Origin of the sequence: Streptomyces sp. NPDC051183 (genome assembly GCF_040682455.1) — a bacterium.
GTDB lineage: Bacteria > Actinomycetota > Actinomycetes > Streptomycetales > Streptomycetaceae > Streptomyces.
Genome location: NZ_JBFBBA010000006.1, coordinates 167,084 through 180,033 on the forward strand (window position 1 = coordinate 167,084; position 12,950 = coordinate 180,033).

Consider the following 12,950-nt stretch of genomic DNA (forward strand, 5'->3'; position numbering starts at 1 on the left):
GGGGATCGACGGACATGACAGACACGGCGACCGGCAGCGACCTCGACGCGGCGATGGACCGCCACCGGGTCGAACTCACCGGCTACTGCTACCGGATGCTCGGCTCCTCCTTCGACGCCGAGGACGCGGTGCAGGACACCTACATCCGCGCCTGGCGCAGCTACGACAAGTTCGAGGGCCGCTCCTCGCTGCGCTCGTGGCTGTACCGGATCGCCACCAACGTCTGCCTGGACCTGCTGAACGCGGGGAACAAGCGGGCCCGCCCCATGGACCTCACCGCCCCGCAGCACCAGGCCTCCGCCGTGCTGAACGAGCGGCCAGAGGTGACCTGGCTGGAGCCGGTCCCGGACGGCCGGGTGCTGCCGCAGACCGCCGACCCGGCGGAGATGGCGCTGGCGAAGGAGTCCGTACGCCTCGCGTTCGTGGCCGCGCTCCAGCACCTGCCGGCGAAGCAGCGGGCCGTGCTGATCCTGCGCGAGGTGCTGGCCTGGAAGGCCGACGAGGTCGCCGCGCTGCTGGAGACCACCGTGGCCTCGGTGAACAGCGCGCTCCAGCGGGCCCGGGCCACCCTGGCCGCCACCCGGATCCGGGAGAGCGAGTCCGCCGACCCGTTGGACACCGACCAGGCCAAGCTGCTGGAGCAGTACCTGTCGGCCTTCGAGGCGTACGACATCACCCGCCTCACCGCCCTCCTGCACGAGGACGCGGTGCTGTCGATGCCGCCGTTCGACCTCTGGCTCCGCGGCCACGAGGACATCGCGGCCTGGCACCTGAACCAGGGCATCGGCTGCCGCGGCTCCCGCCTGCTCCCGACGACGGCGAACGGCATGCCCGCCTTCGGCCAGTACCGGCCGCGGGAGGACGGGCAGCCGGGCTGGACCCCGTGGGCGCTCCAGGTCCTGGAGGTGTCAGAGGGGAAGATCGTCGGGCTCAACGCCTTCCTGGACACCGCCCGGTGGTTCCCCCTCTTCGGGCTCCCCGAGCAGCTCGACGAGTCCTACGAGGTCCAGTAGGGCGCGTAGCGCCGGACCGGCCCCGGTGACCCGGAACGGCCGGTCCCCGGCGGCGAGCCGCAGCCGGGCCAGCGCGTTCACGTCGGCCAGCCCCGGCTCGGTGACGGCTCCGGCGTCGCACACCACGGCGGACGCCCCGTCCGCGTAGAGCCGGGCACACAGCCGGGCCGTGTCCTGCGCGGTCGGTTTCGCCCCGGGCAGCACGAGTCGCATGATCTCCACGAGGTGATGACTCCCCCGCGGCCTGGAACTCATCGGCGCCGGGGGATCACCTCACGGGGTCGGGAATGCCGACGTGTCGAGCTCGACGTCGAAGGGCGTGGGTAGATGGAACGTCTCGCCGAACTTGCCGACTCGCAGGACTCGGTAGAGATCACCCCTAGGTTGCCCATGAAGGGTGATCGTGGGGCCCAGGGCAGCGAAGGCATCGATGAGAAGGTAGAGCGGGACGCCTGCTTGTGCGTACCCCGCCAGCTTGGCGACGCGGTCGTGCTTGGCGTTTGACCTTGATGTGATCTCGACGACCAGTTCGGCGGCAGCCGCTGGTACGTGACCGTCAGGATCGCGTTCCACACCGTCCTGCACCACTACGAGGTCGGGGATGTACAGGCCGCTACGCGCGGGGAGAGCCAACCCCAAGGTCTGGTAGACCTCCCAGTCCTCGGGAATCACGGAGTTCAGGCGACGAGCGGTCTTGGCCGCGATGAAATTGTGCTCGTAGGACGGTTGTGGTGCCACGGTGAGGATCCCCTCAATGATCTCCACCTTGCAGCCCTCCGGCCAGTTCGCTTCCTCGCGGATACGAACGAGCTCGTCCCAGTCGTCGCCACCTCGTGGCTCGTGCTGGACGGTGAGTGCGCTCATGGTGTGCTCCTCAAGCTGTTGGCACCGATCCCAGCATGACGAACGGGACCGGCGGTCGTCCACTGGTCCCGTTCAGCTGTACGAGTGAGCGTGCAGGACTACGCGATGCGGTCCAGCACGATCGGCGTGGCCGAGAAGGCCGTGCCCGCCGGGGCGATGTCGAAGGTGCCGTCCAGCGAGGCGAGGGCGTACTCGAACTTCTCCGGGGTGTCCGTGTGCAGCGTCATCAGCGGCTGGCCCGCGGTCACCGTGTCGCCCGGCTTCGCGTGCAGCTCGATGCCCGCGCCCGCCTGCACCGGGTCCTCCTTGCGCGCGCGGCCGGCGCCCAGGCGCCAGGCGCCCACGCCCACCCCGTACGCGTCCAGGCGCGTCAGCACGCCCGACTCCGGGGCGGTGACGACGTGCTGCTCGCGGGCCACGGGCAGCGCCGCGTCCGGGTCGCCGCCCTGAGCGGCGATCATCCGGCGCCACACGTCCATCGCGGAGCCGTCGGCCAGGGCCTTCTCCGGGTCGGCGTCCTTGATGCCCGCGGCGTCCAGCATCTCCCGGGCCAGGGCCAGGGTCAGCTCGACCACGTCGGAGGGGCCGCCGCCGGCCAGGACCTCGACGGACTCGCGGATCTCCAGGGCGTTGCCCGCGGTGAGGCCGAGCGGGGTGGACATGTCGGTGAGCAGCGCGACGGTCTTCACCCCGTGGTCGGTGCCCAGGCCGACCATCGTGGAGGCCAGCTCGCGGGCGTCCGCGATGTTCTTCATGAAGGCGCCGGTGCCGACCTTCACGTCCAGGACCAGCGAGCCCGTGCCCTCGGCGATCTTCTTGGACATGATCGAGGAGGCGATCAGCGGGATGGCCTCGACGGTGCCGGTCACGTCGCGCAGGGCGTACAGCTTCTTGTCGGCCGGGGCCAGGCCGTCGCCCGCCGCGCAGATGACCGCGCCGGTGGTGTCCAGGACGTTCAGCATCTCCTCGTTGGAGAGCAGCGCGCGCCAGCCGGGGATGGACTCCAGCTTGTCCAGGGTGCCGCCGGTGTGGCCGAGGCCTCGGCCGGACAGCTGCGGCACGGCCGCACCGCAGGCGGCGACGAGCGGGGCCAGCGGCAGCGTGATCTTGTCGCCGACGCCGCCGGTGGAGTGCTTGTCGGCGGTCGGGCGCGACAGCGAGTCGAAGTTCATGCGCTCACCGCTGGCGATCATCGCGGCGGTCCAGCGGGCGATCTCCGTACGGTTCATGCCGTTGAGCAGGATGGCCATGGCCAGCGCCGACATCTGCTCGTCGGCGACGACGCCGCGGGTGTAGGCGTCGATGACCCAGTCGATCTGCTCCGGGCTCAGCTCGCCGCGGTCCCGCTTCGTACGGATGACGGAGATGACGTCCATGATGTGCTTCCTTCTACGCGCATAGAGAGAGGGAGGGTGTGGCAGGAGGGGAGACAAGTACGACGGCCCTCCGCCCGGCAGGGCGAAGGGCCGTCGACGCGGTTATCTCAAGTGGTCGGGCCCGAAGGCCTGCGGCAGCATCTGCGCCAGCGGAAGGATCCCGTCGGGGGTCTCCACCAGCAGTTCCGGGCCGCCGAATTCGTACAGGAGCTGTCGGCAGCGCCCGCAGGGGACGAGGATCTCGCCCTTGCCGTCGACGCAGGTGAAGTGCGTCAGGCGACCGCCGCCCGTGGCCTGGAGGGAGGAGACCAGGCCGCACTCGGCGCACAGGCCCAGCCCGTAGCTCGCGTTCTCCACGTTGCAGCCGACGACGACCCGGCCGTCGTCGACCAGGGCGGCGACGCCGACCGGGAAGCCCGAGTACGGGGCGTACGCCCGGGACATCGCGTCCCGGGCCGCCTTGCGCAGGGACTCCCAGTCGGGGCCGAGCGCCGTCGTCACTTGCCCTGGCCCTTGCGGTACGGCAGGCCGTCCGCCTTCGGCATCCGCAGCCGCTGCGCCGACAGTGCGAGCACCAGCAGCGTCGTCACGTACGGGGCGGCGTCCACGAACTGGCTGGGCACCGCGTCGGTCAGGGCGTACCAGAGGAACAGCCCCGCGGCGCAGACCGCCGCGATGCCGGCCTGGACGTACTTCTTCTTGTAGATCTGCCAGGCCACGACCAGGACCAGCAGGATCGCGAGGAGCAGCAGCATCGCGTGGACGTTCTCGGCACCGCCGCGCAGCTTGAGGCTGTCGATGAAGCCGAACAGGCCCGCGCCCAGCGCCATGCCGCCCGGCATCCAGTTGCCGAAGATCATCGCGGCGAGGCCGATGTAGCCGCGGCCGCCCGTCTGGCCCTCCTGGTAGATCGGGCTCGCCACGATCGACAGGAACACGCCGCCGAGGCCCGCAAGGGCGCCCGAGACGATCACGGCGATGTACTTGTACTTGTAGACGTTGACGCCCAGCGACTCCGCCGCGACCGGGTTCTCACCGCAGGAGCGCAGGCGCAGGCCGAAGGATGTGCGCCACAGCACCCACCAGGTGCCGGGGATCAGCAGCAGGGCGAGGATCGTGAGCAGCGAGATCTCGGTGACCAGGCCGCCGATGACCCCGGCGAGGTCCGAGATGAAGAACCAGTGCTTGCCCTGGAGGTCGGCCATCCAGTCCGACAACCCCGGCACTGTGATCTTGTAGATCCCCTCGACCTGCGGCGACTGCTTGGAGGAGCCGCCCTTGGCCTCGGCGAACGTGAAGTTCGACAGGTACTGGGTGAAGCCCAGCGCCAGGATGTTGACGGCCACACCGGAGACGATGTGGTTGACGTTGAAGGTGATCGTGATGATCGCGTGCAGCAGGCCGCCGATGGCGCCGCCGATGATGCCGGCGATGACACCGGTCCACGGGCCCCACTGGTAGCCGGCCCAGGCACCGAACCAGGTGCCGAGGATCATCATGCCTTCGAGGCCGATGTTGACGACGCCCGCGCGCTCGGCCCACAGGCCGCCGAGGCCGGCGAGGCCGATCGGCACGGCGAGCGAGAGCGCGCCGGAGACCTGGCCGACGGAGGTCAGGTCGTCGGCCCCGCTGATCAGGCGGACCAGCGAGACCAGCGCGAGGGCGGCCGCGATGATCAGCATGATCCAGGGCAGGGACAGCTTCTTGCGGCCGCCGGACTTCTTCGGGGCGGCGGCCGTCGCGGAAACGGTGCTGGTGCTCACGCCGCGACCTCCTTGTCGGTCTTGATGGCGCCGCCGGCGGCGAGTTCCTCGCCGACCTTCTGCTGCTGGCGGCGGATCCCGTAGCGGCGGACGAGCTCGTACGAGACGACGACCGCGATCACGATCAGGCCCTTCATGATCGTGCCGATCTCCTTCGCGTACCCCTCGGTGTCGAGCGAGGCCGAGGCCTTGTCGATGAAGGCCATCAGGAACGCGGCGAGGAGGATGCCGACCGGGCTGTTGCGGCCGAGCAGCGCGATGGTGATGCCGGTGAAGCCGACGCCGACCGGGAAGGACAGGCTGTACGTGTGGCTGTCGCCCAGCAGCACCGGCATGCCGGCGAGGCCGGCGACGGCGCCCGAGATGAGCATCGAGGTGATGATCATCTTCTTGGCGTCCACACCGGAGGCCTGCGCGGCGGACTCGCTGGCGCCGGTGGCGCGCAGGTCGAAGCCGAAGCGGGTCCGGTTGAGCACGAACCAGTAGACGATGCCGAGGGCGAACGCCACGAAGGTGAAGCCGTAGATCTCCAGGCCGTCACCGAGGGACACGGCCGGGAACCAGCCGGACTCGGCGATGTCGCCCGTGGTCAGGTCGTTGGAGCCGGCCGGCTGGACGCCGAGGTTCTTCGGCAGGATCAGCCAGGCGATCAGGCTGGTCGCGATGGCATTCAGCATGATCGTGGAGACGACCTCGCTGACACCGCGCTTGGCCTTCAGGATGCCGGCGATGCCGGACCAGGAGGCGCCGACCAGCATGGCGACGAGCACGATCAGCAGGATGTGCAGCGGGCCCGGCAGGGTGACGGCGGCACCGACCACCGCGGACAGCATCGCCGCGAGGCGGTACTGGCCGTCGACGCCGATGTTGAAGAGGTTCATCCGGAAGCCGATGGCCACGGCCAGGGCTGCCAGGTAGTACGTGCCGGCCTGGTTCAGGATGAGGACCTGGACGTCCTCGTAACCGGCGTTCTCCGTCATGATGCGCAGCGGCTCGACCGGGTTCACACCCGTCGCCGCGAGCACCAGCATGGTCAGCGCGAAGGCGCTGACCAGCGCGAGCGCGGGCCCGGCGAAGCCGAGGATCAGCCGGTCCTTGTCGAGTTTCTTCATCGGGCCTCGTCCTCCGTGGAGTCGGTACCAGCGTCGGCACCGGCGGCGGAGTGGTTGTCGGTTGCTTCCAGGTGCCCGGAGGCGGCGCCCGTCATGGCGGTGCCGAGCTCCTCGGGGGTGACGGTCGCGGGGTCGGCGTCCGCGACCAGGCGGCCGCGGTAGATGACGCGCAGGGTGTCGGACAGGCCGATCAGCTCGTCCAGGTCCGCGGAGATCAGCAGCACGGCCAGGCCCTCGTGGCGGGCCTCGCGGATCGCGTCCCAGATCTGCGCCTGCGCACCGACGTCCACACCACGGGTGGGGTGGGCGGCGATGAGGAACTTCGGGTTGTGGCTCATCTCGCGGCCGACGATCAGCTTCTGCTGGTTGCCGCCGGAGAGCGAGGCCGCGGTGACCTCGATGCCGGGCGTGCGGACGTCGTACTCGCGCACGATCCGCTCGGTGTCCTTGCGGGCCGCCTTCGGGTCGAGGATGCCGCGCTTGGAGTTGGGCGCCTCGGTGACGTGGCCCAGGATGCGGTTCTCCCACAGGGGGGATTCCAGCAGCAGGCCGTGGCGGTGGCGGTCCTCCGGGATGTACCCGATGCCCGCCACGCGGCGCTTGCGCGTGGGCACGGTGGAGATGTCCCCGCCGTCCAGCGTGATGGTGCCGCCGTCCGGGATGCTCATGCCCATCAGGGCCTCGATGAGCTCGGTCTGGCCGTTGCCCTCGACGCCGGCGATGCCGAGCACCTCACCCTTGTGGATGGTGAAGTTGATCCCGGCCAGCACCTCGCGGACGATTCCGTCCGGGTCGGTGGCGGCCAGCCGCAGGCCCTCCACCTCCAGCATCGGGGTGGTGGTCACCGTGGACTCGCGGGTCTCCGGCGAGGGGAGCTCGGAGCCGACCATCAGCTCGGCGAGCTGCTTGGTCGTGGCGGTCTTCGGGTCGGCGGTGCCGACCGTGGTGCCGCGCCGGATGACGGTGATGTCGTCGGCGACCTTCAGCACCTCGCCCAGCTTGTGCGAGATGAAGATGACGGTCAGGCCCTCGGCCTTGAGCTCGCGCAGGTTGTCGAAGAGCGCGTCCACCTCCTGCGGCACGAGCACGGCGGTCGGCTCGTCGAGGATGAGGATCTTCGCGCCGCGGTAGAGGACCTTGAGGATCTCCACGCGCTGCCGGTCGGCGACACCGAGGTCCTCGACCAGCGCGTCGGGGCGTACGCCGAGACCGTACGCGTCCGAGATCTCCTTGATCTTCTTACGGGCCTTCGCACCGATGCCGTACAGCTTCTCGCCGCCGAGAACCACGTTCTCCAGGACGGTGAGGTTGTCGGCCAGCATGAAGTGCTGGTGCACCATGCCGATGCCGCGGGAGATGGCGTCGCCGGGGCTGTGGAAGGAGACCTGCTCCCCGTCGATGGCGATGGTGCCCTCGTCCGGCTTCTGCATGCCGTAGAGGATCTTCATCAGGGTCGACTTGCCGGCGCCGTTCTCGCCGATCAAGGCATGGACCGTGCCCTTGCGGACGGTGATCGCGATGTCCTTGTTGGCGACGACGCCGGGGAAGCGCTTGGTGATGCCGTGCAGTTCTACGGCGGGGGGCGGGCTGGACGCGTTGATGACGCACTCTCCTTGGCGCGGAAGGAGCTGGAGGCAGGGGGGACAGGCGGGACGGGACGGGCGGGGGCGGGAGAGGGACGTTATCGCGTCCACGATGCCTCTACGCGCGTAGCACTGTCGAAAGTGAAAACTTGCGGCCAGGTGGCGACAAGGATCACAGAACACGGCTCGGGGCCCGGGAGCGAATGAGACCGCTTCCCGGACCCCGGAGACCACGACTACGTGTCAGACACGGCCCTACGGGGCGGTCTTGACGGTGATCTTCTTGGCGATGATGTCGGCCTTCGCCTTCTCGACCGCGGCGGTGACCTCGGTCAGCTTCTTGTACTCCGGGTTGGAGTCGGCCAGGCCGACGCCCTCGGTGTCCAGGCCGTAGCGGACCTCGCCGCTCTGCGGCTTGCCGTCCTTGACCGACTTGATCAGGTTGAAGACGGCGTCCGAGACGTCCTTCGTGGCCGAGGTCAGGATCTTGTCCTTGTACTTGGACAGACCGGCCTGGTTGTACTGGTCGGAGTCGACACCGATCGCCCACTTGCCGTTGCTGGCAGCGGCCTCGATGGCACCGGCACCGGCGCCACCGGCGGCGGCGTAGATGACGTCCGCACCCTTGGCCAGCTGGCCCTGGGCAGCGGCCTTGCCGAGGTCGGGCTTGGCGAAACCGGTGTAGTCCGGCGGCTGGGTCAGGTACTGGGTGAGCACCTTGGCGCTGGAGTTGGTGTCCTGGACGCCCTGGACGAAGCCGGCCTCGAACTTCTTGATCAGCGGGGTCTCGACACCGCCGATGAAGCCGACCGTGTTGGACTTGGTCGCCTTGGCGGCGGCGACGCCGGCCAGGTAGGAGCCCTGCTCCTCGTTGAAGACGAGGTTGGCGATGTTCGGAGCGGTGACCGAGCTGTCGTCGATGAGGCCGAAGGTGGTCTTCGGGAACTTCGGGGCGACCTTCTCGATGGCCTTGGCGTAGGCGAAGCCGACGCCGATGACCGGGTTGTTGCCCTTGCGGGCCAGCTCGGTGAGGCGCTGGACCTTGTCGGCCTCGCCCTCGCCGTCGGTGGGCTCCGCCTCGGCGCCCTTGACCTTCAGCTCCGTCTGGGCCTTCTCGAGGCCCGCGTAGGCGGCGTCGTTGAACGACTGGTCGCCGCGGCCACCGATGTCGTACGCGATGGCGGCACCGGCTTCCGTGGAAGATCCGGTGTCCGAGGACTTCTTACCGCCACAGGCGGTGGCCGAGAGGGCCAGCGCCGCGGACGCGATGCCCACGGTGGCGATCCTGGTGATCCGGCGCAAGGGGAGGCTCCTTCAAAACCTGACCGAAGCGCCACGACCGGCGCTGGTTTCGCGGCGATCGTAACGCGCGTAGATGTCAGTTAAAGGCCTGTTCATGAGTCGTTATCGGATCGTCGCGAACCAGACAGTGACCGACCGGTAACTCCTCATGCGCCCAACCCTTGTGTACCAAGGGCTGGACGCGTTCGCCGGAAGACTCCCGGATGTTGTAAGGACTTTTACCGGCCACTCCTGGCGCGCCGCGAGTCGAGGCGGCTCTCGCCGCTCCCGTCCAGCAGTGCGGCGGCCGTGAAGAACTCCACGCCGACCTCGATCGCGGACTCGTCGACGTCGAAGTCGCCCCGGTGCAGGTCCTTCTTCGCGGTGTCGCCGGGTGTACGGACCCCCAGGCGGGCCATGGCCCCGGGCACGTGCTCCAGGTACCAGGAGAAGTCCTCGCCGCCGAGGCTCTGCTCGGTGTCCTCGACCGACTCGGCGCCCAGCCGCGCGCCCATCGCCTCGCGCAGCAGTTCGGTGACCACCGGGTCGTTGACGACCGGCGGCACCCCGCGCACGTAGGTGATCTCGGACTTCGCCCGGTGCAGTGACGCGATCTCGTCGATCGCCGCGTGGATCTGGTCGGGGGCCTCGTGCCAGGCGTTGATGTCCAGGCAGCGAACGGTTCCGGACAGCTCCGCGTGCATCGGGACGACGTTGCAGGCGTGGCCGGCCTCGATCCGGCCCCAGGTGACCGACATGCCCGAGCGGGCGTCCATCCGGCGGGCCAGCACCGCCGGCAGGTCGACGGCGAGCCGGGCCGCCGCCGTCACCAGGTCGGTGGTCAGGTGCGGCCGGGCGGTGTGCCCGCCGGGCCCGGCGAGGGCGACCTCCAGCCGGTCGCAGGCCGAGGTGATGGGGCCGGGCCGCAGCCCGATCCGCCCCGCGTCGACCCGGGGGTCGCAGTGCACCGCGACGATCCGGCCCACGCCGTCCAGGACCCCGGACTCGATGGCGTCGGCGGCGCCGCCCGGGAGCACTTCCTCGGCGGGCTGGAAGAGCAGCCGAACGGGCCGGGGCAGCAGCCCCCGGCGGTCGAGCTCGGCGAGCACCAGGCCGGCGCCGAGGACGACGGCGGTGTGCACGTCGTGGCCGCAGGCGTGGGCGCGGTCCGGGTAGATGGAGCGGTACGAGACGTGCCTCTTGGCATCCGGAATGGGCAGGGCGTCGATGTCCGCGCGCAGGGCCAGCATCGGCCGGCCGCCGTCCCAGGTACCCACGTCACAGATCAGGCCCGTACCGGATTTCAGCACGCGTGGTCGCAGGCCGGCTTTCTCCAGCCGGGCCTTGACCGCGGCCGTGGTGCGGAACTCCTGGTTCCCGAGCTCGGGATGCATGTGCAAATCCCGGCGGAAGGCGATCAGTTCGGCGCGCAGGTGGTCCGGAAGCTTGCCGGGCAGCTCGGGCCGGTCGGGCTTGCCGGGCAGGGCGGTCTGGGACTCGCGGGACATCAACTGGTTCACCCGTTGAAGGGTAGGCGCACGTATGGGTCAACTGGTCGGGGATCACTAGAAATTCATGCCGTTAGGGGAAAGAAACCCGGCCTCTGGACGCATGACCGGATGCACCCGGGGGTAAACTCGCGCGCTCATCCGGCCGCAGGGGCCGCCTGGGCTGGGAGTCTGTGCACATCACGGGCCGTGTCGGTGACCCCGGCGAGGAAGCTGCGGGCCCGGGCGGAGGCCGCCCCGGTGAGCCATTCGGGGTCGATATCGCATACCGCCACGGTCACACCGGTGCCGGACAGGGCGTACGGCAGGGTGTGTACGACCGTGGACGGAAAGCTGACGATCGTACGGCCGACCGGGCCCCGCCGCGCGATCAGCTCCAGCGGCAGATCCGGCCGTACGATCTCCAGCCCGGTCGCCTCGCTCAGCATGCGCAGCTTCTCCGGGGACTCCCGGCGGTGCGCGAAGTAGCGGGTGGCGCCGTGCTCCAGGGTCAGGGCGCGCACCGCGTCCAGATAGCGGTCCGGGTCGACGACACCGGTTTCCACCAGGGAAGTGCCGACCAGGTCCGTCCCCTTGGTCAGCCGGGGCGGGCCGAAGCGCGCCCGGGTCCACGCGAAGTCGTTGAGCCGCAGCTCCATCCCCGGCAGCGGGACGACCGGCATCGAGGTGAACACCTCCACCCGTCGCCGCCGCCCCGGCGTCAGCCGGCGCCGGGCCCGGCCCGACACCGGGGCGTACGCGAGCTCGCGCACCCGGGACAGCACCCCGCCGCCGGAGCGGTGCCAGCGGCGCAGCCGCTCACCGCGGCCGAGCTGCGCCATGAACTCCATGGTGGCGGTGCCGTCGTCGACCACGACCAGCTCGGCGGCGCGGGCCGGGACGAGCAGCAGCTGCGTGAAGCGGGAGAAGGGGTCGCCCACCACGATCCGCCGGGCCCGCCGCACCTGGCCGCCGAGGGCGGCGAGCGCCTTGAGCGGGGCCCCGGCGCCGCCGCGGGCCTCCTGCCAGTGCACGTCGTGGCCCTCGTTCCGGGCGATCCCGGCCATCCGGCGCAGCTGCCCGCGCGACATGGGGTCGGTGGGCGGCAGGACGACGATCCGCACCGGGTGCGCGGTACCGGCTCCGGCGGCGGGGGTTCCGGCCGTGCCCGCGGCCGTGCTGCCGGTGCTCCCGGCCGCGGGCTGCGGGTGGGCCGCGGTCCGCTCCGGCTGCCGCGGGACGGCGCCGAGCAGCGGGCCGCGGTCCGCCGGGGCGGTGCCTTGCGCGTACGCCCACTCCAGCACGTTGAGGAGCTGGACGGGACTCTCGACGAAAGCCAGGGTGGAGGCTGAGGGGTTCACCGCGTACTCCTCGATCGCTGGGGGGCGTCGGCCCGGTCAGACCGACGCGAGCTCGCCCTGGACCCGGCGGAGCTTCTTCATCGGGCCGAGCTCGGACTCGTAGACCCGCTTGACGCCGTCGCCGAGCGCGGTCTCGATGGTGCGGATGTCGCGGACCAGGCGGATCAGGCCGCCGGGCTCCACGGAGGCGGCCTGGTCGGAGCCCCACATCGCGCGGTCGAGGGTGATGTGGCGCTCGACGAAGGCGGCGCCGAGGGCGACCGCGGCCAGGGTTGTCTGCAGGCCGGTCTCGTGGCCGGAGTAGCCGATCGGGACGTTCGGGTACTCCTCCTGCAAGGTGTTGATCACCCGCAGGTTCAGCTCCTCGGCCTTGGCCGGGTACGTCGAAGTGGCGTGGCAGAGCAGGATGTTGTCGCTGCCGAGCACCTCGACCGCGTGGCGGATCTGCTTCGGGGTCGACATCCCGGTGGAGAGGACGACGGTGCGGCCGGTCGCGCGCAGGGCGCGCAGCAGCTCGTCGTCGGTGAGCGACGCGGAGGCCACCTTGTGGGCGGGGACGTCGAACTTCTCCAGGAAGGCGACGGCCTCGGTGTCCCACGGGGAGGCGAACCAGTCGATGCCGCGCTTGGCGCAGTGCTCGTCGATGGCGCGGTACTCGGCCTCGCCGAACTCGACGCGGTGGCGGTAGTCGATGTACGTCATCCGGCCCCAGGGGGTGTCGCGCTCGATGTCCCACTGGTCGCGCGGGGTACAGATCTCGGGGGTGCGCTTCTGGAACTTCACCGCGTCGCAGCCGGCGTCGGCCGCGGCGTCGATGAGGGCGAAGGCGTTGCCGAGGTCGCCGTTGTGGTTGATGCCGATCTCGCCGACGACGTAGACGGGCCGGCCGGGTCCGGCAATGCGGGAACGGAAGCTGCGCAGGCGGGAAGTGGCGGTCATGGCAGGGATGTCCTTCGGTACGGGGAGTGCGGCAGGGGTGTCGAGGAGGGGGGCGAGGAGGCGGGCGCGGGCCAGTTCGTGGGGGTCGTCGATCTCCAGGACCCGCGCGGGGTCGGTGCGTACGGGCACGGTGCGCCCGAAGAAGCGGTGGCGGGCGGAGCGGAAGCCGGC

12 protein-coding genes are annotated in these 12,950 nt (G+C 70.3%); 1 reads left to right on the top strand and 11 read right to left on the bottom strand.

Annotation, left to right across the window (positions count from 1 at the left end; translation table 11 throughout):
- The first annotated feature begins 14 nt into the window (after window positions 1-14).
- Window positions 15-1,013: a sigma-70 family RNA polymerase sigma factor gene (locus AB0M99_RS07470; RefSeq protein WP_365917713.1), complete on the top strand. Its 999-nt coding sequence runs from the start codon at window positions 15-17 to the stop codon at window positions 1,011-1,013.
- Here AB0M99_RS07470 and AB0M99_RS07475 read toward each other — a convergent pair.
- The 11 genes from AB0M99_RS07475 to AB0M99_RS07525 all read right to left on the bottom strand — a co-directional run bounded on the left by AB0M99_RS07475 (window position 909) and on the right by AB0M99_RS07525 (window position 12,779).
- Window positions 909-1,226 (bottom strand): hypothetical protein, encoded by a 318-nt coding sequence (locus AB0M99_RS07475; protein ID WP_365917785.1) that lies wholly within the window; start codon window positions 1,224-1,226, stop codon window positions 909-911. The two genes, AB0M99_RS07470 and AB0M99_RS07475, sit on opposite strands and share 105 nt — an antisense overlap.
- Window positions 1,227-1,286: 60 nt before the next feature.
- Window positions 1,287-1,877, bottom strand: a complete 591-nt coding sequence (locus AB0M99_RS07480) for a Uma2 family endonuclease (protein ID WP_365917714.1) — start codon at window positions 1,875-1,877, stop codon at window positions 1,287-1,289.
- Between the two features lie 98 nt (window positions 1,878-1,975).
- Window positions 1,976-3,253, bottom strand: a complete 1,278-nt coding sequence (locus tag AB0M99_RS07485) for a thymidine phosphorylase (RefSeq protein WP_365917715.1) — start codon at window positions 3,251-3,253, stop codon at window positions 1,976-1,978.
- Window positions 3,254-3,355: 102 nt separating this feature from the next.
- Window positions 3,356-3,754, bottom strand: coding sequence for a cytidine deaminase (locus tag AB0M99_RS07490; RefSeq protein WP_365917716.1), 399 nt, complete (start codon window positions 3,752-3,754; stop codon window positions 3,356-3,358).
- Entirely contained in the window at window positions 3,751-5,016 is a 1,266-nt protein-coding gene (locus tag AB0M99_RS07495; protein ID WP_365917717.1) for an ABC transporter permease, read from the bottom strand. The genes AB0M99_RS07490 and AB0M99_RS07495 overlap by 4 nt, the downstream gene beginning before the upstream one ends.
- Window positions 5,013-6,128: an ABC transporter permease gene (locus AB0M99_RS07500; RefSeq protein WP_365917718.1), complete on the bottom strand. Its 1,116-nt coding sequence runs from the start codon at window positions 6,126-6,128 to the stop codon at window positions 5,013-5,015. The genes AB0M99_RS07495 and AB0M99_RS07500 overlap by 4 nt, the downstream gene beginning before the upstream one ends.
- Window positions 6,125-7,729: an ABC transporter ATP-binding protein gene (locus AB0M99_RS07505; RefSeq protein ID WP_365917786.1), complete on the bottom strand. Its 1,605-nt coding sequence runs from the start codon at window positions 7,727-7,729 to the stop codon at window positions 6,125-6,127. The genes AB0M99_RS07500 and AB0M99_RS07505 overlap by 4 nt, the downstream gene beginning before the upstream one ends.
- Window positions 7,730-7,966: 237 nt before the next feature.
- Window positions 7,967-9,013: a BMP family ABC transporter substrate-binding protein gene (locus tag AB0M99_RS07510; protein ID WP_365917719.1), complete on the bottom strand. Its 1,047-nt coding sequence runs from the start codon at window positions 9,011-9,013 to the stop codon at window positions 7,967-7,969.
- Between the two features lie 218 nt (window positions 9,014-9,231).
- Window positions 9,232-10,500, bottom strand: coding sequence for an amidohydrolase (locus tag AB0M99_RS07515; RefSeq protein WP_365917787.1), 1,269 nt, complete (start codon window positions 10,498-10,500; stop codon window positions 9,232-9,234).
- A gap of 137 nt (window positions 10,501-10,637) precedes the next feature.
- Entirely contained in the window at window positions 10,638-11,840 is a 1,203-nt protein-coding gene (locus tag AB0M99_RS07520; RefSeq protein ID WP_365917720.1) for a hypothetical protein, read from the bottom strand.
- A 36-nt stretch (window positions 11,841-11,876) separates the two neighbouring features.
- Entirely contained in the window at window positions 11,877-12,779 is a 903-nt protein-coding gene (locus AB0M99_RS07525; RefSeq protein WP_365917788.1) for an N-acetylneuraminate synthase family protein, read from the bottom strand.
- Between the last annotated feature and the right edge of the window lie 171 nt (window positions 12,780-12,950).

Bases quoted from the DNA above. Each gene is read 5' to 3' on its own strand.
- AB0M99_RS07470 (WP_365917713.1), top strand. From the start codon at position 15: ATGACAGACACGGCGACCGGCAGCGACCTCGACGCGGCGATGGACCGC.
- AB0M99_RS07475 (WP_365917785.1), bottom strand. From the start codon at position 1,226: ATGCGACTCGTGCTGCCCGGGGCGAAACCGACCGCGCAGGACACGGCC.
- AB0M99_RS07480 (WP_365917714.1), bottom strand. From the start codon at position 1,877: ATGAGCGCACTCACCGTCCAGCACGAGCCACGAGGTGGCGACGACTGG.
- AB0M99_RS07485 (WP_365917715.1), bottom strand. From the start codon at position 3,253: ATGGACGTCATCTCCGTCATCCGTACGAAGCGGGACCGCGGCGAGCTG.
- AB0M99_RS07500 (WP_365917718.1), bottom strand. From the start codon at position 6,128: ATGAAGAAACTCGACAAGGACCGGCTGATCCTCGGCTTCGCCGGGCCC.
- AB0M99_RS07515 (WP_365917787.1), bottom strand. From the start codon at position 10,500: ATGTCCCGCGAGTCCCAGACCGCCCTGCCCGGCAAGCCCGACCGGCCC.
- AB0M99_RS07525 (WP_365917788.1), bottom strand. From the start codon at position 12,779: ATGACCGCCACTTCCCGCCTGCGCAGCTTCCGTTCCCGCATTGCCGGA.